This window comes from Pseudomonas sp. PGPR N4, assembly GCF_059693665.1.
In genome coordinates this window covers 295,957-317,136 of sequence record NZ_JCAUKV010000004.1, presented here as the reverse complement: position 1 = coordinate 317,136, position 21,180 = coordinate 295,957, and the positions used below count along the sequence as shown (strand labels likewise).

The following is a 21,180-nucleotide window of genomic DNA, read 5'->3' as shown; positions in this document are numbered from 1 at the left end:
TTCTGCGTCTCGTATTATTGGCCGGCTTGTTTCATCAGCATCGGGAAGGCGTCGGCGCCATAGTTGCCGGCGCAGTCAGCGGGGCCGGATGCGCCTGGCTTGCAATTGACCTGGGGCAGGTCGTAGCTGCTGCCGTCAGCACAGGCGGCTTGGCCGGCACTGGTGATCGACAGCTGACCTTGATTCATGGCCGCCGAAACCGGTGCCTGGCAGCGCACGCCATCGGAGCGGCTGACGGTGGCATTGCCTTTGCCGTCCTTGAAGTCGTACTTCAGGCGCAGCGGCTTGCTGGTGCCGACTTCCTGGATGCCGGCACCGGCCCAGTCGCCATTGAGGAAGCTGGCGGTGCCTTCGGCGGCGTCAGGCGGAATGCTGAGCAGGTTCGCCTGGGGAGCGGGCGCAGGGGGTTCTGTTGGCAGTTCGGGTGGCGTCGTGCTCGGGCCTGGCTCGGGTGCAGGCGCAGGTTCCGGCGCTGGCGCTGGGGCGGGTTCAGGCTCAGGCGCAGGCTCAGGCTCAGGCGCGGTGGTCTCGCCCGGCACTGGCGGTTCAGGTGTTGGCTCGGGTGCAGGTGGCGTTGCATCTGGGTTGCCGGCCCCTGGGCCAGTGCCGCCAGCGTCTGGCAGGCCAGCACCGGTGCCCGGCACTTGACCGGTGCCAGTACCCAGGTTGCCAGTGCCGCTGCCGCTGTGAGTTCCAGTGTCGATCACCGGCGCTTTCGGATTCGGGTCAGGCAGCTGCAGGCCCGGCACATTCAGGCCCGGCCAGCAGCTGCGCAGGCCGAACAGCAGCAGCAACAGCAGCAAAAATGGAAGCAGCCACCACCAACCCAGCCGGCGCCACCACGGCGCGGCGGCAACCGGCACTGGCGGCGCAACCGGCGGTACTGGCGCAGGAGCAATCGGTGGCACGGGCGGCGGTGCGATCACTGGCTCGGCGGCTTTGGCAGCACGCGGATACAGGCAATGCAAGGGCTGGCGGCTGCGCTCGGCGCCGGCATGGATAAAGCCCCAGAAGGTCAGGACCGGGCGGCCATCCACCAGATACACGAAGTTTTCGTCGGGAAACGGCACCACACAGGTCAGCAGCTTGCCGAACACCGTATTGTCGCCCTGCACGGCATTACGGGCACCGGGCAACGGCGCACCGTTGGCATCCAGGCCGAGCATACTGTTGCTCAGATCGTTGATGCGCAGCTGCAGCACTTCGAGCTGGGCTCGGGCAGGCGCTCGCTCTTCTTCGGTAGCGCTGCTCCACGGGATCACATCGCCCGGGCGCTCGCTGTACCAGTCAAGGGTGCTGCCCAGGGCGTCCGGCTGCGGGATGGCCAGGTGCTCGACCAGGTGCGGATGCTCCGGGTACTTGCGGCGGATCGCCTCGCGCAGCTGCAAAGCGGCACGATAGACCGGCTGGCCAGTCTCTCCCAACGCGGTAAAGTCTTCACTCTTACCACTGCGTAGCAATACTCCGCGCATCCTTGTAGACCCTACCTAGTCTTGTATCGATCCGTTTCAGTAATCACACCTTGATACTGAATAACCGCGCAACACTACTTGCAAAGCCATTTAGCCGTCAATTTAAGTTAGATGGCTTTTTGACGTCATTGCCCCGGCTTGCGGTTAAACTGCCCGCACCCGTTCAGCGGTACCGGCTGATCTGCCCTTGCACAATGGAGCGTGACCACGATGAGTCTCTGGGATGACCTGAAGAAAAAGGCCTACGACGCCAACCCCGAGCTGGCTGCCAAAGCCGCCCAGGCGCTGGACAAAGCCCGTGACCTGGCTGTCGAGGCCGGGCAAAAAGCTGCGCCGATCCTCAAGCAGGCCAGCGACAAGGCCACCGTCTACGCCCAGGAGAAAACCCCGATTCTCAAGGCCCAGGCGCTCAAGGCCATCGACGACGCCAAGCTGCGCCGCGCCCAGTTGCAAGAGCAGGCCAAGCGCGACAAGGCCGCTCGCGCCGAAATGATCCGCACCATGTACGACATCACCCTGGCGCCCGACGACGTCAACTTCATCGAAGAGCCGTTCAACCACTTCGAGCGCCAGTTGGGGTTCTTTGTCTTCAATGGCGAAGTGCTCGACAGCCAGAAGCGCAACCAGACCCACCTCGACGCCTACCACTCGCACCGCACCACTGGCGGCACGATGTGGCAGGGCACCGGCTCGACTGGCAGCAGTTCGTCGAGCATGCAGGTGAGCACCCACAACGTGCAGGAGCATGAGTTCTGGGTGCGCCTGGAAAACGGCAAAGAGTCGTGCTTCCAGCTCAACAATACCCAGGTGCGCATCCGCCCCGGCCAGCACGTCAGCCTGCTGTTCGTGCATAACGCCGGCAACCAGAACGGCACCCTGGTCGCGCTGTACAACCACAATGCCGGGGAAAACTTCACCGTCCTCACCCCGGCGCAGATCAACCAAGCGTTCGACCTCTACACCCAGGCGCCGGGGTTCTTCAATCAACGTGAAGTCAACGACACCCGCCACCGGCTGTTGCAGGCACTCGACCTGCGGATTGGTCAACTGGTGCGCTACATGGCAGTGCACGGCGACCGCCGTAATGGGCAAGTGATCGAGGCAGAGCAGAATTGATTGGCCGAGGTGGCTCGTCACACAAGGAAAACGGCATGAAGCTGAAATTGGCTGTAGCAACGATTGGCATCCTGGCCTTGGTAGGTTGCGATGCGGGGAACGAGTCCAAGCAGGCTGCGCTCAAGCCCGATGCGCAGGCATCAGGGCAGAGCACTGCAGCCGCTGCGCCAGCGCAGCCGAGCGTACAAACGGCAGAAGCCGATGAAGCGGCGCTAAAGGCCGCCATCGACCAGATGGTCGCGGACGAAATCGCAACCGACGGCGGCAGTGAGTACGACGAAGGCCGTCAGGTACTGGAAGTGGATCTCGATGGTGATGGCGTCGAAGATGCCGTGGTGCTTTACACCATCGAAGGCCAGGGCGGTGGCAATGGCTCGTTCCAGACCCTTGCGGCGCTGTACCGTGATGGCAACAGCTGGAGCGCCAAAGGCAAGACCATCCTCGGCGGCGCCACCGACCTGCAGCTGCTCGGCCCGAACCTGATCGGCGTGACCGTGTTGACTCACAGCGACGAAGATCCACGCTGCTGCCCGAGCCAGGAGAGTGTGGTCAAGTATCAGTGGAATGGTGCAGCCTTTGCCGAGCTGCCGGATACGGTTAAGTCAGCGGGTTGACGCTTGGTGCGCTTCGCTCAAGCTAAGTGATATTCAGCGCCAAGCAGCGCCGCAAAGCTGTCTTTGGCAGGGTGGCTGCCAGTGTGCTTGTTGCAGATGAAGTAGTTCTGCATTGGCGCCAGGTCGGCGAAGCTGAAGCCGCTGATGCCGTAGCTGGCAATGCTGTTGATGTTTACCTCTAGCCCGTGCGGCGTCAGCCAGCGTTGCAGCGACTGCCGGTACGGGCCGCCCTCAGGCCACATCAACCAGGTTCGCCCCTGCAATGGGCTTGTCGCTGCTTGGCAGGTGAGGTCCGCACAAACGAAAAAGCCCCGGGACAAGTCCCAGGGCTTTTTCTTGATATGGCGCACTCGGCGGGATTCGAACCCACGACCCCTGCCTTCGGAGGGCAGTACTCTATCCAGCTGAGCTACGAGTGCAACGCGGCGCAATGATACCCATCTTGGCCTAGCGCGTCCATCGCCTTGATCTGTAGCCGTTTTCGTTGTGAAACACGCCCAGCGGCACTACGGGCACGAATGTCGGAGCGGTGCTTACCTCACAAGGCAATCAACTCCGGGCGCAAGCCCTCCACTCGCTGTGACGCGGGCTTGAAGTAACCGCCGTCGCCGGTGATCTGATGCAGTACCCGCTCGCGCAAACCATGCAGCGCCACCCCGGTGCGCTGGCGCGGGTGCGGCAGGTCTATCTCGACCACCGCCTTGATCCGCCCGGGGCGCGGCTCCAGCACCACCACCCGATCCGCCAGATAGGTGGCCTCTTCGGCATCGTGGGTGACCAGCAAGGTGGTGATGCCGGAGCGCTCGCGGATCGCCAGCAGTTCGTCCTGCAACTGCTGTCGGGTCAAGGCGTCGAGTGCGCCAAACGGCTCGTCCAGAAGCAGGATGCGCGGGCTGGCGACCAGCCCTCGGGCGATTGCCACACGCTGGGCCATGCCGCCAGACAGCTGATGCGGATACGCCGTCTCGAAGCCAACCAGACCCACCAACTGCACGAACTCATGCACACGGCGGGCGCGTTCGCCCTGGCTCAGTTTCTCGTTGACCAGCCCCAGGCCGATGTTCTGCTCGACCGTCAGCCACGGAAACAGCCGGTGCTCCTGAAAGACAATGCCGCGTTCGCCGCCGATGCCCTGCACCGGCTTGCCATCGACGTGAATACTGCCGCTGTAGTCGGTATCCAGGCCCACCAACAGCCGCAGCAAGGTCGACTTGCCGCACCCGGAGGCGCCGACGATGGCAATGAACTCGCCTTCGTTGATGGCCAGATTAAAGTTGTTGATGGCCTCGAAGGCCTGGCCATCGACGGTAAAGGTTTTGCCGACTTGCTCGAAGCTCACCAGCGCTGGCGTGGTGTCGGCTTGATTGGCGGCGTGCAGGGTCGAGGTGTTGAAGGCGTTCATGCAGTTCTCCAGCGCGTGGCGCGCGATTCGAGGCGTTGTCCAAGGTTGCCGAGCAGGGCGCCGATCAGGCCGATCAGGACCATCGCCGCCATCACCTGGTCCATGCGGAACAGCTGCTGTGCGCCGAGCATCAGGCTGGCGATACCGCCATCGGACGGCATGAAGTATTCCGCGCCGATGGTGCCCAGCCAGGCATAGATCAGCGACAGGCGCAGGCCGGCAAATATTGCGGGGGCAGCGCCGGGCAAAATCAGCAAGCGCAAGCGTTTGGGCAGGTTCAGGCCCATCACTTGGGCAGCCTCTCCCAACTGCGGCGACAGGCTGGCGATGCCGCGCTGGGTTGCAATGAACAGCGGGAAGAACGCCGCCAGGCCGACAAACACCAGCTTGGCCGCTTCGCCCAGGCCGAACCACGCGGTGAGCAATGGCACCCAGGCAAAGATCGCCACCTGGCGCAGGGCTGACAGGGTCGGGCCGAAGGTTCGTTCGGCGGGTTTCGACAAGCCCAGCAGCACCCCCAGCGCAAAGCCTGCACCGCCGCCCAGCAGCAGTCCGCTCAGTGCCCGCTGCAGACTCAAGCGCAGCGCCTCCAGCAGCGAGCCATCGGCGATGCCTGCCTGCAGGCTGGCCAGTACGCCCAGTGGCGAAGTAAGAATATTGTCGTCGACCCAGCCAAAGCTGCTGGCCGCCTGCCACAGCGCCAGCAGGCCCAGCGGCAACAACAAGCCTTGCCAGGCCCGTGGTAACTGCGCCCGGCCTTGCTCGCCGGTAGCCGCTTGCGGCCAGAACAGCAGGCGCCGCTCCAGGCTGCTGAAACCGCGGTCCATCAAGAACCCGACCGCGCCGATCAGTACGATGCAGAGGAATACCAGATCGAGCATGAACAGCTGCCGACCCCACACCATCAGGTAGCCGATGCCCTCGCTGGAGGCCAGCAGCTCGACGGCCAGCAGCGAGGTCCAGCCTGTCGCCAGCGCCAGCCGCACTCCCGCCAGAAACGACGGCAGGGCAGCCGGCAACAGCAGCCGACGGAACAGCAAATGTGCCGGCAGGCGCAAGGTCGCTGCGGCTTCCCGCAGTTTGGGTTGTGCATCGCGCACGCCCACCAGCGTGTGCAAGGTCACCGGCACCACTACCGCCTTGATCAGCACCACCAGCTTGAGCAGCTCGCCGATGCCGAAAAACAGCATGAACAGCGGGATCCAGGCCAGCGTCGGGATCTGTGCCAGTGCGATGAACGTCGGCATCACCAACGTCTGCGCCCTGCGCGAAGCCCCGAGCCAAGTCCCCAGCAGCAATCCGCCGGCAATCCCCGCGAGCAACCCGTAAAGCAGCCGCTGCAAACTTATCCACAGGTGCCCCCAAAGCTCGGCACTGCCAAACTCCAGCGCACTCTGCCAAACCAGCGCCGGCCCCGGCAGAATCTGCTCGCTCATCCAATGCCAACGGCTGGCCACCACCCACAACAACGCCAAACCCACTGGCACTATCCAGGCCAGCCACCCTTGGCCGGAGCGGTCATGTCGGGGCGCCATGCCGGACGCAACAGGGTTGCGCAGCAGCCCCAGCAATCCCCGTCCCTGTCGCAAAATGTCGCCCATCGCGCCCTCCAACAAACCGCAATTAACATATTCAATAAAAGAATAAAAAATTACGCATAGATAATTTCAAGACATAAGAGCATGCAGACCACGCATCGAGAACCCCCTAGGCAATGCGTTCTACTCATATTTCTAATGCACGTTCCGCAACCCCGGCGATACACCCCGCCAACGCTGATTTATGCCTTTTAGTTACTAAAACATGCACATTCAGTCTTTGTTACTTCTAACAATCCTTGCCTAGCTTCTGCCCAAAGCGCCGGCCCTAGCCGGTGGCAGCCTGCCAAGGAGCCGTGCCATGAAAACCCCACTACGTCACCTACTCACCCGCTTCGCCCCGACCGTGCTGGCCGGCCTGCTGAGCGGCTTCGGCCTGACTACTCAGGCCGCCGAAGTCGACAGCATCCGTATCGCCGTGCCCGACCTCAGCGCCGGCAGCAAGCCCAGCGCCGGTGGCGTGGTCGACGTGCTGCGCAGCCAGCAACTGCTGGAAAAGGAATTCGCCAAAGACGGCATCAAAATCGACTGGCACTTCTTCAAGGGCGCCGGCCCGGTGATCAACGAAGCGCTGGCCAACGGCCAGGCCGACTTCGCCTACCTCGGCGACCTGGCAGCGATCATCGGCAAGGCCAACGGCCTCGATACGCGGGTGCTGTCGGCTGGCGTGCGGGGGGTCAAGAGTTACCTCGGCGTGGTGCCGGGCTCGGGCATCAAGACCCTGGCCGACCTCAAGGGCAAGCGCGTGGCGGTGTTCCGCGGCACGGCCAACCAGCTGTCGTTCGCCAGCGCGTTGGCCAGCCAGGGCTTGTCCGAACGCGACCTGAAAGTGATCAACCTGGATTTCAACGCCGCCAATGCCGCCATCGCCGCCAAGCAGATCGACGCCACCTGGGGCCTGACCAATCTGCTCTCGCTGCGTGAGCGCGGGCTGGTCGAGCTGCCGGTCAGCTCACGCGACCTCAAGGGCGCCGGCAGCACCCAGGCGGTGCTGCTGGGCACCGGCGAATTCATCCGTCAGCACCCCGAGCTGACTGCACGTTTGGTCAAGGCCCAGGAGCAGGCCAGCCAATGGCTGCGCGACGAGCACAACCGCCAGGCCTACATCGAGCTGGTGGCCACCACTGCCAATTATCCGCGGGTGATTCTGGAAGGCGACCTGGCTGACGAAAACCTCTCCGAGTACTTCGATCCACGGCTGGATGCCGAGTTTGTCGGCTTGCTCCAGCAAGGCGTCGATCTGGCTGCCAAAGAGCGCCTGATCCGCCGTGGCTTCCAGGTCTCCGAATGGATCGAGCCACGCTTCCTCGACGCTGCCCTGGAACAGACCCAGGCCACCCAGGCCGCCCGCTGAATCATCACAACGCCCGTCATATGACCGTGAGGACCACCGCTATGAGCAACGCCGCACTGGCTACCGCGCCACACACCGCTGCACTGGAAATCCTGCCGATTGGCGGCCGCATCGGCGCCGAGATTCGCGGCATCGCGCTGTCGGCCGAACTGGACGCCGCCAGCATCGATGCCATCCAGGCTGCCCTGGTGGAACACAAAGTGATCTTCTTCCGCGCCCAGCATCACCTCGACGATGCCGCCCAGGAAGCCTTTGCCAAGCGCCTCGGCGAACCAGTCGCACACCCGACCGTGCCAGTACTCGACGGCAGCCATTACCTGTTCCAGCTCGACGGCGCCGAAGGCCAGCGGGCCAATGCCTGGCACACCGACGTGACCTTCGTCGATGCCTACCCGAAAGCTTCGATCCTGCGCAGCGTGGTCGCTCCGGCCTCGGGCGGCGATACTGTCTGGGCCAATACCGCAGCCGCCTACCGCGAGCTGCCTGAGCCGCTAAGGGAGCTGGCCGACAAGCTCTGGGCCGTGCACAGCAACGAATACGACTATGCCACGGCCAAGCCGGATGTCAGCCCGGAGAAGCTCGAGCGCCACCGCAAGGTGTTCACCTCGACCGTTTACGAGACCGAACACCCGGTGGTGCGTGTGCACCCCATCAGTGGCGAGCGCGTGCTGCAACTGGGCCAGTTCGTCAAACGCATCAAAGGTTATTCACAGGCCGATTCGGCGCACCTGTTCGCTGTGTTGCAAGGGCATGTCACTCGCCTGGAAAACACTGTGCGCTGGCGCTGGCAGGTCGGCGATGTGGCGATCTGGGACAACCGCGCCACCCAGCACTACGCGCTGGACGACTACGGCACCCAGCCGCGCATCGTGCGCCGGGTGACCTTGGCCGGCGAAGTGCCGGTGGGGGTTGATGGCCAGTTGAGCCGCACTACTCGCAAGGGCTGATATGGCCGGGGGCCGCTTTGCGGCCCTTCGCGGGTGAACCCGCTCCCACAGGATTCTGCAGCGCCGCCGAAATCTGTGGGAGCGGGTTCACCCGCGAAGGCCGTGAAACGGCCCCAAGATCGACCTGAAACACTCAAGTCTCGCTATCACAGGCAAGCAACTGCCTGACCAACCCCTGCGCCAACGGCGACAAACCATACCCCACTCGGCTAACCACGCCATACCGTGTATAGCACTCATCTTCCTGCTCCTGGCTGAGGTCAACCAGCTCCAGCGCCACCAGCCCACCTTCCCCCTGATACGGCCGCAGATTGGCGCTGCAGGCGATGCCGATGGTGTCCGAGTGCGCGACCACATTGAGTAGCGCGTAACCATGCTCACACTCGACGCTGGGCAAAAAATCTTGCCGGCCACTGAGGTCGCTGAGGATCTTGCGGATGTTCGGCGGGCGGAAGGTGGTCGCCAGCGGATAGTCGAACAGGTCCCGCGCGCGCACCTCGGCTTGAGCCGTGAGTGGATGCCCGGCGCGGCAGCAGAAGTGCCAGCGCTGCGGCGTCAGCTTGTGCACGCGGTAGTCCGGGTCGGCTTCGAACTGACGCGTGTCGGCGACAAAGAACTCGATCTCTTCGGCCATCAACCGGCGGTTCAGCGCCTGCCAGTTATCCACCTGAAAACAGGTGCGCGCCGCCGGGTATTCGGCAACGAACCGCGCCACCGCCCGCGGTACCAACCCGCCGGCCGGCGCCGGCCCTGAGCCGAAGCGCACCAGGCCGGTCGTCGCGCCGTTGAACTGGTTGATCTCGTTGGCCAGGTTGTGCGCGCCATGCACCAGCCGACGCGCGTGCTCCAGCACCAGCAAACCCTGCCGGGTCGGTGCCAGCTCCTTGCTGGCGCGGTCGATCAGGCGACAGCCGACGTTGTGCTCGAGGGTCTGAATGCTGCGGCTGAAGGCCGATTGCGACAGGCTCACGGCAACGGCCGCAGCAACGAAACTGCGGTGCTCGACCAGGGCGATGAAGTGGCGCAGTTGGCGCAGATCTATATGCATTTTCTACATGGAAACTTTCGGTGAAATGCAATTGGCAGGAAGGGTTGTGAACCTTATAAAGGGTGTTACTTATTCCACAAAATATGAATTAAACATATTTATAGACCCAATAAGAATATAAGCCTGCCAGACCGCGATTCGGTTCCGCCAACGGAAATGCTCGCCAAGGCCCACGCCTCTAGGAGCACCCGTATGTCTCGACTTTCCCGCTGGCCCGCCCGGGCCACACTGTTTGCCCTGCAGCCGCTTGCCGCCGGGGTGTTGCTTGCGGCGGCCAACAGCAGTTTTGCTGACCAACCCGTCAGCGCCACGCCCGCGGTGCAGGCGGGTGCCCAACTCGGTACGGTCACGGTCAACGCCCGCCGCCGCGAAGAAACCGCGCAAAGCGTGCCGACCCCGATCAGTGTGCTCAGCAGCGAAACCCTCGAAACCCAGCGCATCTACCGCGTGCAGGATCTGCAACAGCTGGTACCGAGTACCAACGTCTCCTACGTGCATGCACGCCAGTCGAGCATTTCCATCCGAGGCCTGGGCAACAACCCGGCCAGCGATGGCCTCGAAGGCAGCGTCGGCATCTATCTGGACAACGTCTACCTCGGCCGCCCGGGCATGGCCGTATTCGACCTGCTCGACGTCGAGCAACTGGAAGTGCTGCGCGGCCCGCAAGGTACCTTGTTCGGCAAGAACACCACCGCTGGCGTGCTCAACATCACCACGCGCAAACCTACCTTCCATACAGAGGGCAGCGTGCAGACCTCGCTGGCCGAAGATGGCTACTGGCAGACCCAGGCCAGCTACTCCGGCCCGCTCAGCGACACCCTGGCCGGGCGCATCAGCGCTTACCGCACCGAAGACGACGGCTATGTGAAGAACGTGTACAACGGCGATGACCTCAATGGTGGCAAGCGTCAGGGCTTTCGTACCCAGTTGCTGTTCAAGCCCAACGAGGCGTTCAACCTGCGCTGGATCGGCGAGTACAACGAAGAGGACTCCAACAACGGCATCCTCAGCCTGTACAGCACCGGCCCGACCATCAATGGGGTCAACCGCTATGAAAGCCTGGCCAACCAGGCCGGTGCGACGCTGGTGTCGGGCAAGGACCGCAAGGTCAACTTCGACTCCGATCAGCAGGTAACGGTGTTCCAGGGCGGCACCTCGGTCGAGGCCAACTGGACCCTGCCCAACGACTTCACCCTGACCTCGATCAGCGCCTACCGCTGGTGGGACTTCACCCCGCGCAACGACGACGGCCTCAACGTGGCGGCCAGCTACAACGCCGGCGTGTCGGTGCGCGACAAGCAGTACTCGCAGGAAATTCGCCTGGCCTCGCCGACCGGCGGCTTCTTCGATTACGTGCTCGGTGCCTACTACTTCAAGCAGGACCTGGACAACAAATCGTTCAACTATTACGGCCCGCAGGCGGACATCTGGAACGCCACCCCGGCGGGCGCGCTGGCCAACGTCACCACGATCGGCAACGGCCACATCGATACCGACAGTTACGCGCTGTTCGCCCAGGGCACCTGGCACCTGACCGACCGCCTCGACTTCACCGCCGGCGTACGCGGCACCTATGAAGAGAAAAGCGCCTGGGTCGACCGCGCTGCGCCCAGCGGTGGCGCGGCGGTTACCGGTGCGGCCGCTGCGGCGCGCAATGGCCGGGTCGGCGCCTACGACTCGGGCGACCTCAATCAGTACAGCTTCAGCCCGACCGGCCTGCTCAGCCTGAGCTACCGCTTCAGCGATGCCGTGCTCGGCTACGCCAGCCTCACCCACGGCGAGAAATCCGGCGGGGTCAACCTTACCGTCGGCGCCGCGCCAAGGCTGGGCACCGACTCGTTGCTGGTCGGTACCGAGCGGGTCAACAACGCCGAAGTCGGGCTCAAGACCACCCTGTTCGACAACCGCCTTCAGCTCAACAGCAACCTGTTCTGGGCCCAGGTGCATGGCTACCAGGCCAACGTCTACGACCAGGTCAACCGCGTGCAGTACCTGGCCAACGCCGGCAGCGTGCGTTCGCGCGGGGTCGAGTTCGAAGCCACGGCGCTGCCGATCCAGGGCCTCACCCTGAATTTCAACGGCTCGTGGAACGACGTGCGCTACACCGACTACAAGGACGCGCCATGCCCGCCGGAAGTGAGCCTGGCCAATGCCACCGCCACCTGCGACTTGTCTGGCCATCAAGTGGTCGGCGCCTCCAAGTACATCGCCAACTTCAACGGCCAATACAAATGGCAGCTGACTGATCGCATTGAGCCTTACGTCACCGCCAGCTACGCCTTCCGCTCGCGGGCGGTGGGCACCATCGATGACTCCGACTTCGGCCAGATCCCCAGCTACGCGCTGGTCAACCTCTCTACCGGCGTGCGCCTGGACCAAGGCGACGGCGTCGTCGACCTGTCGCTGTGGGTGAAAAACGCCGGCGACAAAACCTACTTCACCAGCCTGTGGAACTCCGCCAACGGCGGTTATGCCGGCGTGCTCGGCACCCCACGCACCTTCGGTGCCACCGCCCGTTACGACTTCTAAGTACAAGGAGCTTTGCCATGAATGCCAAGACCGAAACCCTCGACCTGCCCGAAGGCGCCTGCCTGACTGCCAAGGTCCCCGACCGTGACGAAGCGCTGCTCGGCGACGTGGTGGTCAACCCGTACCGGCTGGCGCCGCTGACCGCGATCATCCGCGATGGCGGCCGTGCGATCAGCGCCGTCCATGTGCGCGTGCGCGGCCGTGGCGAGCGCGGCGTGGATATCAGCTACGACGTCAGCGACCGCTCGCTGTGGACCTACGGCGGCATCCCGGTGTTTGGCCTGTACCCGGACCACGTCAACCAGGTCGAGGTCAGTTACAAGCTTGATGGCGAGCGCATCCGCGAGCAGTACCAGATCTACGCCCCGGCCGTGCGCCTGCCGGTGGTGGCCAAGCAGACCGCCGCCCTGCCTGAAGTAGTACCGGTAAAGGTCGCGCCGGGCTTCGAACAGCGCCTGTACCTGTTCAACCACCTGCTCGGCGATATCCCCGGTGGCCGTGCCCTGAAGTGGAATGCCCTGGGCGGCGCTGCCGAGTGGGATCAGGTCGGCAACAACTGGATCGCCGACAGCAATGGCGACGTGCGCTGGTATCTGGACATCGAACAGATCCACGACTCTAACCGCCGCGATGGCCTCGGCGGGACCATGGGCTTCCAGCAGACCCGCGACGGCAAACTGATCTGGGGCCAGGGCCAGACCTACTCCAAATACGACCTGCTCGGCCGTCAGGTGTGGCAGCGCAACCTGCCGGACAAGTTCGCCGACTTCTCCCATGAGATTCGCGAAACACCCCATGGCACCTACCTGCTGCGGGTCGGCACCAGCGACTATCGCCGCCCTGACGGCAAGCGCGTGCGCTCGGTGCGCGACCACATCATCGAGGTCAACGAAGCCGGCGATGTGCTGGAGTTCTGGGACCTCAACCAGATCCTCGACCCGTATCGCGGCGACCTGCTGGAAACCCTCGGCAAGGCCGCCGTGCAATTACCCGCCGGCGTGGCTCGGCAGGACAGCAACCTGGCCAATGAACTGGCCGAGGGCGACCTGCCGTTCGGCGACATCCCCGGAGTCGGCACCGGGCGCAACTGGGCCCACGTCAATGCCATCGACTACGACGCAGATGACGACAGCATTATCATTTCAGCACGCCACCAAGGCGTGGTTAAGATCGGTCGCGACAAGCAGGTGAAGTGGATTCTGGCCTCACCGCAGGGCTGGCCGCAGCGCCTGCGCGACAAGGTGCTGACGCCGATCGCCAGCGAAGGCTTCGACTGGTCGTGGACCCAGCACACCGCCTGGCTCACCGGCAAAGGCACGCTGACTGTGTTCGATAATGGCTGGGGCCGCGACTTTGCCGCGACCAAACTCAGCGGCAACTACAGCCGCGCCGTCGAATACCGTATCGATGAAGCCAAAGGCACTGTCGAGCAGGTCTGGGAATACGGCAAGGAGCGCGGAGACGAGTGGTACAGCCCGGTCACCTCGGTGGTCGCCTACCGCCCGGAAACCGACACCCAGTTCATCTACTCGGCCTCGGTCGGCTTCCTCACCAAGGACAAACTCACCACCACCACCCTCAACGAAGTGCGCCGCGGCACGCAAGAGGTGCTGGTCGAGCTGAAAGTGAATAGCCGCCAACCGGGCAGCGTCGGCTACCGCGCGCTGGTCATCGAACTCGACAAGGCATTCTAAAAGCGTACAAGTACCTGTGGGAGCGGGTTCACCCGCGAAGGGCCGCGCAGCGGCCCCACATTACCAACTCCGCCGCTGACATCGCCGGGCCCGCTTTGCGGGCCTTTCGCGACACAAGGCCGCTCCTACAGCAAGACTGCGCCATTCCCCAAATATCCGCCGCGCCAGCGTCGCTGGCCTTTCACGACGCACGGGGCTACTGTTGTCGGGCCCTGCGCGGGCCACGCAAGGCTGGCGAAAATCGGACGAGGTGTTCAACCACTCGTTCTTTTTTTCGAACAGCCTATTGTCCAAGACCCAACAGACCCTTACGATTCGTTTGAGATTTCAAACGCTCAAGCCCCGTAACGGCCGTTTTCCGTGTTGGGGTGCGTGTTCAACAATCAATAACTCGCTCCGTGCGCTCACGGTGCTCAAGGGAAGCCGACATGCAGCTCAAAGACGCTCAGTTGTTCCGCCAGCAAGCCTTCGTCAACGGTGAATGGCTGGATGCGGACAACGGCCAGACCATCCAGGTGACCAACCCGGCTACCGGTGAAGTCATCGGCACCGTGCCAAAGATGGGCGCCGCTGAAACCCGCCGCGCCATCGAAGCTGCCGACAAGGCCCTGCCGGCCTGGCGTGCCCTGACTGCCAAAGAGCGTTCGAACAAGCTGCGTCGCTGGTTCGAGCTGATGATCGAGAACCAGGACGACCTGGCTCGCCTGATGACCACCGAGCAAGGCAAGCCGCTGGCTGAAGCCAAGGGCGAAATCGCCTACGCCGCCTCGTTCATCGAGTGGTTCGCCGAAGAAGCCAAGCGCGTCTATGGCGACACCATCCCGGGCCATCAGCCAGACAAGCGCCTGATCGTCATCAAGCAGCCAATCGGCGTTACCGCGGCCATCACCCCGTGGAACTTCCCGGCCGCGATGATCACCCGTAAAGCCGGCCCGGCCCTGGCCGCTGGCTGCACCATGGTGCTCAAGCCTGCTTCGCAGACCCCGTATTCCGCTCTGGCCCTGGCCGAGCTGGCCACCCGCGCCGGCATCCCGGCTGGCGTGTTCAGCGTCGTCACCGGCAGCGCCGGCGACATCGGCACCGAGCTGACCGGCAACTCGATCGTGCGCAAGCTGTCCTTCACCGGCTCGACCGAAATCGGCCGTCAGTTGATGCAGGAATGCGCCAAGGACATCAAAAAAGTCTCGCTGGAGCTGGGTGGCAACGCTCCGTTCATCGTGTTCGACGACGCTGACCTGGACAAGGCAGTCGAAGGCGCGATCATCTCCAAGTACCGCAACAACGGCCAGACCTGCGTCTGCGCCAACCGTATCTACGTGCAGGACGGTGTCTACGACGCGTTCGCCGAGAAGCTCAAGGCCGCTGTGGCCAAGCTCAAGATCGGTAACGGCCTGGAAGACGGCACCACCACCGGCCCGCTGATCGACGGCAAGGCTGTAGCCAAGGTTCAGGAGCACATCCAGGACGCAGTCAGCAAAGGCGCCAAGATCCTTTCCGGCGGCAAGCTGATCGAAGGCAACTTCTTCGAACCGACCATCCTCGTCGACGTGCCGAAAACTGCGGCCGTAGCCAAGGAAGAGACCTTCGGCCCACTGGCGCCGCTGTTCCGCTTCAAAGACGAAGCAGAAGTCATCGCCATGTCCAACGACACCGAATTCGGCCTGGCCTCGTACTTCTACGCCCGCGACATGAGCCGTGTGTTCCGTGTTGCCGAAGCGCTGGAATACGGCATGGTCGGCATCAACACCGGCTTGATCTCCAACGAAGTTGCGCCATTCGGCGGCATCAAGGCCTCGGGCCTGGGCCGCGAAGGTTCCAAGTACGGCATCGAGGACTACCTCGAAATCAAGTACCTGTGCATCAGCGTCTGATCCAGTAGCAAGGTTTTTACCTCTGCCAGCGGGGCGCGAGAGCGACGTCTCGCTGGTCTTTTTATATTGCAGGACCTGGTGGCCCGGGCGCTCGCGCCAGTCGATCAACGAATACTGATCGCGAACAGACCCAGCCACCCCCAAGCGCCGCTATCAGTCGGCGCAATTGAGGGCACTATGAGCAAGACCAACGAATCCTTGATGCAACGTCGTGTCGCCGCCGTCCCACGTGGCGTTGGCCAGATCCACCCGATCTTCGTCGACACCGCGAAGAACGCTACCGTGATCGACGTTGAAGGCCGCGAACTGATCGACTTCGCCGGCGGCATCGCCGTACTCAACACCGGCCACCTGCACCCGAAAGTGGTTGCCGCTGTTCAGCACCAGCTGACCAAGGTCAGCCACACCTGCTTCCAGGTGCTGGCCTACGAGCCTTACGTCGAGTTGTGCGAAAAAATCAACGAGCTGGTCCCAGGCGACTTCGACAAGAAGACCCTGCTGGTCACCACCGGCTCCGAAGCGGTTGAAAACGCCGTCAAGATCGCCCGCGCTGCCACTGGCCGTGCTGGCGTGATCGCCTTCACCGGCGGCTACCACGGCCGTACCATGATGACCCTGGGTCTGACCGGTAAAGTCGTACCGTACTCGGCCGGCATGGGCCTGATGCCAGGCGGCATCTTCCGCGCGATCTTCCCGAACGAGCTGCACGGCGTGAGCATCGACGACTCGATCGCTTCCATCGAACGCATCTTCAAGAACGACGCCGAGCCAAAAGACATCGCTGCAATCATCATCGAGCCAGTTCAGGGCGAAGGTGGTTTCATCCCGGTGACCAAGCCGTTCATGCAGCGCCTGCGTGCCCTGTGCGACCAGCACGGCATCCTGCTGATCGCCGACGAAGTGCAGACCGGCGCTGGCCGTACTGGCACCTTCTTCGCCATGGAACAGATGGGCGTTGCGCCTGACCTGACCACCTTCGCCAAATCCATCGCTGGCGGCTTCCCGCTGGCCGGTGTGTGCGGCAAGGCCGAGTACATGGACGCCATCGCTCCAGGCGGCCTGGGCGGCACCTACGCCGGTTCGCCGATCGCCTGCGCCGCGGCCCTGGCCGTGATCCAGGTGTTCGAAGAAGAAAAACTGCTCGACCGCAGCAAGGCTGTTGGCGAGCACCTGGTCGCTGGCCTGCGCCAGATCCAGGCCAAGCACCCGATCATCGGTGATGTGCGTGCACTGGGTTCGATGATTGCAGTTGAAGTGTTCGACGCCGCTGGCTCGCACACGCCAAACGCTGCAGCAGTCAACCAGGTCGTGGCCAAGGCGCGCGACAAGGGCCTGATCCTGCTGTCGTGCGGTACTTACGGCAACGTCCTGCGCATCCTGGTGCCGCTGACCGCCGAAGACGCGCTGCTCGACAAGGGCCTGGCGATCATCGAAGAGTGCTTCGCTGAACTCGCGTAATGTGACCCGCGTCAGAAAAAAACCCGCCTAGGCGGGTTTTTTTATGCCCCTCCCCAGGCCAACACGCCCCCCTGTAGGAGCGGCCTTGTGTCGCGAAAGGGCTGCGTAGCGGCCCCAGATTGCAGCTTCGCCGCGGACATCGCCGGGCCAGCTACGCAGCCCTTTCGCGACACAAGGCCGCTCCTACAGTGGTACTGCGCAAGCAGCCCAAGGCCAAAAAAAATGCCTATCCGCTGGGCTAGACGCTATCGTTAGCCTCACGGACCTGTTTTGGAAGCTGCAACGGATTGCGTGACACGATTACTCAGGAGTAGCCCATGAGCGTTGCAAACCCCACCGCGCCTTGCGTTTTGATTGCCGAAGGCGACCCATGGGTGCGCGACATGCTGCGCGAAACCCTGCTAAGCGTGCGCTGCGACGCCCGCCTGCAGATCTGCGCCGACGGTGCCCAGGCGCTGGCGGCACTGGCCAGCAAGCCTGACCTGATCATCGCCGACCGTGAGTTGGTGGGTGACATTGACGGCCTCGACCTGCTGCGCAGAGTGCGTGGCAAGAGCCAGACGCCGAGCCTGCCGTTCATTTTGCTGAGCAACCGCAGCGACAGCGCCAGCGTGCGTGAAGTGCTGCCGTTGCAACCCACTGAATACCTGAGCAAACCGCTCAACATCGACAAACTGCGCAAGCGCCTCGAAGTGCTGCTGACCAGCGCCGGCGAGGAGATCGCCTGCCCGGTGCCGCCGCTCAGCCCCGGAGCCAAGCTGCCGGCGTATCTTGAGCAGCGCCGCGCCAGTGCCGACGGTGGGCCGCTTTTGGCCGACGTCGAGCAAGCCATCAAGCGTGCGCTCAATCCGCAAGGGCTGGACCTGCGCGTGCTTGAAGAAGAGGTGCGCAGCGACCCGCAGATCACCGCGGTATTGATCGCCGCCGCCAACAGCGCGGCGATGCACAGCGATGCCCCGGCGCAGACTTTGCTGCAGGCGCTGAACAAACTCGGCAGCACCCAGAGCATGAACCTGGTGCTCGGCCTGACCCTCAAGCGCAGCGCGCGGCTGAGCGACCCGCTGCTGGCCCGGCATGCCGCGCACTACTGGGACTTGTCGCTGCACACCGCAGAGTACGGCCGCACCCTGGCGCGCATGCTTGAAGTTGATGAAGGTCGTTGCTACTGCGCCGGCCTGCTGCATTGTCTGGGCGACCTAGCGGTGCTGCGTTGCCTGCAGGAGTGGCGCCTGGCCGGCGGTGAGCTGGATGAGGATCAGGTGCAACTGTCGCTCAACGAATTCGGCGCCCCATTCGGCTCGGCGCTGCGCACCCGCTGGCGCTTGCCACTGCCGCTGCGCGAGCTGATTGCGGCGGTGTATGCCCTGGGTGGCGGGGTCTACTCGCGGGAGATTCTGGCCATGAGCCTGGCCGGGCAGCTGGCGCGGGTGCCGGCAGATCAAGGCCTGGAAAAGGTCGCCAGCAACAAGACTGCACGGTTGTTGAAACTCGGCCTGCCAGAGCTGAATCGACTGCGCAGAGTCGACGCCGCGCCAGGCCAGGAGGCTGCCGCCAGCGAGCCGCCTTCGACCGATGAATCACCCACGGTCAGCAAAGAGTAACTACAGGGCCGCGCGACAAAACCCGACGCTCAGAGTGCGATTTGTTTCACAAATCGCTCTGCTGTGCTGATTTTTCCTACTTCATCACGCAACTTTTCTGCGAATGACACGTCAGACCGTTCGATTTCAGGCCTGCAGGACATCCCCTGTCCCAAGCCTTTACCCGTTTCCGGTTCACAAGGACGTGTCATGCCTCCACTCGCGCAACGCGGCGCGGTGACTGTTGCTGTCGCCCGCTCATTCGCCTCGCTTGTTCCTCCACTATGCCTGCTGCTGGCAGGTCTGGTGGTCAGCCAGTCAGCTTCGGCAGCCGTTGCCGATGAAGAATTGCGCCAACGCGAGCGCGAGCGAATCCTGCGCGAGCAACTCGACACCCGCCCCGACGTGCGCCTGGAAGCTGCACCTGTGGCCGAGGCCCAGGCACGCCTGCCGCGTGATGAAAAACCCTGCTTCAAGATCAACGATATCCGCCTGATTGGCGAGGCTGCCGAGCAGTTCCAGTGGGCGCTGCAGGCCGCCAACCCCAGCGGCGACCCAGCGCTGGGCCAGTGCCTGGGCGGTGCCGGCATCAACCTGACGATGAAGCGCATGCAGAACGCGATCATCGCCAAGGGCTACGTCACCACCCGTGTCCTGGCCGAAGCGCAAGACCTCAACAGCGGCATTCTGGTGCTGACCCTGCTGCCCGGCCGCATCGGCCAGGTGCGCTTTGCCGAGGGCACCAGCGGGCGCGCCAACGCCTGGAACGCGATGCCGGCCAAGCCTGGCGATCTGCTCAACCTGCGCGACATCGAACAAGCGCTGGAAAACTTCAAGCGGGTGCCCACTGCCGAAGCCGATATCCGCATCGCGCCTGCTGCCAGCAGCACCGCCAAGCCGGGCGAGAGCGACGTGATCATTGCCTGGCGCCAGCGCTTCCCGGCGCGCCTGAGCCTGTCGGTGGACAACAGCGGCAGCAAGACCACCGGCAAATACCAGGGCGCCGTGGCGCTGTCGCTGGACAACCCGCTGTCGCTCAATGACCTGTTCTACGCCAGCTTCAACCACGACCTGGGCGGCGGCACCTCCGGCGACAAAGGCTCGAAAGGTCACACCCTGCATTACTCGCTGCCGTTCGGGTACTGGCAACTGGCGTTCACCAGCAGCGAGTACGACTACCACCAGACGGTGGCCGGGGTTAACCAGGACTTCCTCTACCGCGGCGAAAGCCGCAACAACGAGCTGCGCCTGTCGCGCCTGGTGTACCGCGATGCGGTGCGCAAGACCACGATGTGGGGCAGCCTGTGGACGCGCTCTTCGGAAAACTTCATCGACGACACCGAACTGCTCCAGCAACACCGGCGCATGGCCGGTTGGCAGGCGGGCATTGGTCATCGTGAGTTCATCGGCGCTTCGACCCTTGATCTTGGCCTGAGCTACCGCCGTGGCACCGGCGCCCACAGCGCCTTGGAGGCGCCGGAAGAAGCCTTCGGCGACGGCACCGCCCGCTCGAAAATCATCCAGGCCGACGCCCAGCTGCAAGTGCCGTTCGACGCCTATGGCCAGCGCCTGCGCTACATCGGCGGCTGGCGCGCGCAGTGGAACCGCACCGAACTGGTCCCGCAAGACCGCTTCAGCATCGGCACGCGCTATTCGGTGCGTGGTTTCGATGGCGAGAACATCCTCTCGGCCGACCGCGGCTGGACCTTGAGCAACGAACTCGGCCTGGCCCTGGGCAGCAGCGGCCAGGAGCTGTACGCCGGGGTCGACTACGGCGAAGTCGGCGGCAACTCCGCCGACTACCTGATCGGCCGACGCCTGGCCGGTGCCGTGGTCGGTGTGCGCGGCGGTTATCGCAACCTCTCCTACGACTGGTCGTGGGGTACGCCGTTGAAAAAGCCCGATGGCTTTGAAACCGCCAACTTCACCAGCGCGTTTACCGTCGCGCTGTCGTTCTGAGGAGGCTGCCATGCGCATCGACACCTTCGACATCACCGCCCCAGGCCTGATCGACGAACCGTGGAACGAAGCCACCGCGCTGGGCGCTGCGACCTGGCTGTGGATGCACTCCACGGCCCACCGCGACGCCCCGTTGCACAGCCTCGCCAGCCTGCTGTTGCCGGCGCTCAAACACCGCCAGTTCGTGCTGGGCAGCGAGGGCGGTCGCCCGGTGTTTTTCGTCTCTTGGCTGAACCTCAGCGAGGCCGCCGAACAGCGCTACCTGACCCGCTCACCGATCGAGCTGGACGAAGCCGACTGGTGCAGCGGCGAGCGCATGTGGATCAACGACTGGGTCACCCCGTTCGGCCACAGCGTCGCCCTCAGCCGCCTGCTGGCGCGGCGCCTGTTCACTGACCGTTGCGCGCGTGCGTTGCACCACCGCGGCGAAGAGCAAGGGCTCAGGGTCAACACTTTTCATGGCATCGGGGTGATCCCGGAGCAGGCGCGCGCCTGGTTTGCCGCTCACCCATTGGCCACCGACGCCTGACGCAAAGGG

16 protein-coding genes and 1 tRNA gene are annotated in these 21,180 nt (G+C 63.7%); 11 read left to right on the top strand and 6 right to left on the bottom strand.

Annotated features, from left to right (window positions below):
• Positions 1 to 14: 14 nt before the first annotated feature.
• A complete protein-coding gene (locus AC58X1_RS18150; protein ID WP_497429268.1) occupies positions 15 to 1,472 on the bottom strand; it encodes an SrfA family protein in 1,458 nt (485 codons plus the stop codon).
• A 210-nt stretch (positions 1,473 to 1,682) separates the two neighbouring features.
• Between AC58X1_RS18150 and AC58X1_RS18145 the strand changes: the two genes are divergently transcribed.
• Together AC58X1_RS18145 and AC58X1_RS18140 are read left to right on the top strand one after the other, a co-directional pair.
• On the top strand, positions 1,683 to 2,588 hold the full coding sequence (locus tag AC58X1_RS18145) for a hypothetical protein (RefSeq protein ID WP_497429267.1): 906 nt from the start codon (positions 1,683 to 1,685) through the stop codon (positions 2,586 to 2,588).
• A 35-nt stretch (positions 2,589 to 2,623) separates the two neighbouring features.
• The gene (locus AC58X1_RS18140; protein WP_101322602.1) at positions 2,624 to 3,202 is read left to right on the top strand and encodes an LppP/LprE family lipoprotein; all 579 of its coding nucleotides are present in this window, start codon (positions 2,624 to 2,626) and stop codon (positions 3,200 to 3,202) included.
• A 17-nt stretch (positions 3,203 to 3,219) separates the two neighbouring features.
• Here AC58X1_RS18140 and AC58X1_RS18135 read toward each other — a convergent pair whose 3' ends face one another.
• The 4 genes from AC58X1_RS18135 to AC58X1_RS18120 all read right to left on the bottom strand — a co-directional run bounded on the left by AC58X1_RS18135 (position 3,220) and on the right by AC58X1_RS18120 (position 6,139).
• Positions 3,220 to 3,447 carry a hypothetical protein gene (locus tag AC58X1_RS18135; protein WP_497429266.1) on the bottom strand — a complete coding sequence of 76 codons (228 nt, stop codon included), beginning with the start codon at positions 3,445 to 3,447 and terminating at the stop codon, positions 3,220 to 3,222.
• A 97-nt stretch (positions 3,448 to 3,544) separates the two neighbouring features.
• Positions 3,545 to 3,621, bottom strand: a tRNA-Arg gene (locus AC58X1_RS18130).
• Positions 3,622 to 3,740: 119 nt separating this feature from the next.
• Positions 3,741 to 4,604 (bottom strand): ABC transporter ATP-binding protein, encoded by an 864-nt coding sequence (locus AC58X1_RS18125; RefSeq protein ID WP_101322600.1) that lies wholly within the window; start codon positions 4,602 to 4,604, stop codon positions 3,741 to 3,743.
• Positions 4,601 to 6,139, bottom strand: coding sequence for an ABC transporter permease (locus tag AC58X1_RS18120; protein ID WP_497429265.1), 1,539 nt, complete (start codon positions 6,137 to 6,139; stop codon positions 4,601 to 4,603). Before AC58X1_RS18120 ends, AC58X1_RS18125 begins: the two co-directional genes overlap by 4 nt.
• A gap of 364 nt (positions 6,140 to 6,503) precedes the next feature.
• Between AC58X1_RS18120 and AC58X1_RS18115 the strand changes: the two genes are divergently transcribed.
• Positions 6,504 to 7,556 (top strand): ABC transporter substrate-binding protein, encoded by a 1,053-nt coding sequence (locus AC58X1_RS18115; protein WP_497429264.1) that lies wholly within the window; start codon positions 6,504 to 6,506, stop codon positions 7,554 to 7,556.
• Positions 7,557 to 7,597: 41 nt separating this feature from the next.
• On the top strand, positions 7,598 to 8,503 hold the full coding sequence (locus tag AC58X1_RS18110; RefSeq protein ID WP_150573567.1) for a TauD/TfdA dioxygenase family protein: 906 nt from the start codon (positions 7,598 to 7,600) through the stop codon (positions 8,501 to 8,503).
• A gap of 133 nt (positions 8,504 to 8,636) precedes the next feature.
• Here the strand turns inward: AC58X1_RS18110 and AC58X1_RS18105 are convergent, their stop codons facing one another.
• Complete coding sequence (locus AC58X1_RS18105; protein ID WP_101322596.1) at positions 8,637 to 9,551, bottom strand: LysR family transcriptional regulator; 915 nt, start codon at positions 9,549 to 9,551, stop codon at positions 8,637 to 8,639.
• Between the two features lie 156 nt (positions 9,552 to 9,707).
• Between AC58X1_RS18105 and AC58X1_RS18100 the strand changes: the two genes are divergently transcribed.
• The 7 genes from AC58X1_RS18100 to AC58X1_RS18070 all read left to right on the top strand — a co-directional run bounded on the left by AC58X1_RS18100 (position 9,708) and on the right by AC58X1_RS18070 (position 21,171).
• Positions 9,708 to 12,080, top strand: coding sequence for a TonB-dependent receptor (locus AC58X1_RS18100; protein WP_412072372.1), 2,373 nt, complete (start codon positions 9,708 to 9,710; stop codon positions 12,078 to 12,080).
• Positions 12,081 to 12,097: 17 nt separating this feature from the next.
• Positions 12,098 to 13,774, top strand: a complete 1,677-nt coding sequence (locus tag AC58X1_RS18095; protein WP_497429263.1) for an aryl-sulfate sulfotransferase — start codon at positions 12,098 to 12,100, stop codon at positions 13,772 to 13,774.
• A gap of 428 nt (positions 13,775 to 14,202) precedes the next feature.
• Entirely contained in the window at positions 14,203 to 15,645 is a 1,443-nt protein-coding gene (gene gabD, locus AC58X1_RS18090; protein ID WP_101322593.1) for an NADP-dependent succinate-semialdehyde dehydrogenase, read from the top strand.
• Between the two features lie 177 nt (positions 15,646 to 15,822).
• Complete coding sequence (gene gabT / locus AC58X1_RS18085) at positions 15,823 to 17,103, top strand: 4-aminobutyrate--2-oxoglutarate transaminase (RefSeq protein WP_101322592.1); 1,281 nt, start codon at positions 15,823 to 15,825, stop codon at positions 17,101 to 17,103.
• Between the two features lie 317 nt (positions 17,104 to 17,420).
• Positions 17,421 to 18,704 (top strand): response regulator, encoded by a 1,284-nt coding sequence (locus AC58X1_RS18080; RefSeq protein ID WP_220632772.1) that lies wholly within the window; start codon positions 17,421 to 17,423, stop codon positions 18,702 to 18,704.
• Between the two features lie 189 nt (positions 18,705 to 18,893).
• On the top strand, positions 18,894 to 20,642 hold the full coding sequence (locus tag AC58X1_RS18075) for a ShlB/FhaC/HecB family hemolysin secretion/activation protein (protein WP_259076653.1): 1,749 nt from the start codon (positions 18,894 to 18,896) through the stop codon (positions 20,640 to 20,642).
• A 10-nt stretch (positions 20,643 to 20,652) separates the two neighbouring features.
• Positions 20,653 to 21,171, top strand: coding sequence for a toxin-activating lysine-acyltransferase (locus AC58X1_RS18070; protein ID WP_101322589.1), 519 nt, complete (start codon positions 20,653 to 20,655; stop codon positions 21,169 to 21,171).
• The last annotated feature ends 9 nt before the right edge of the window (positions 21,172 to 21,180 follow it).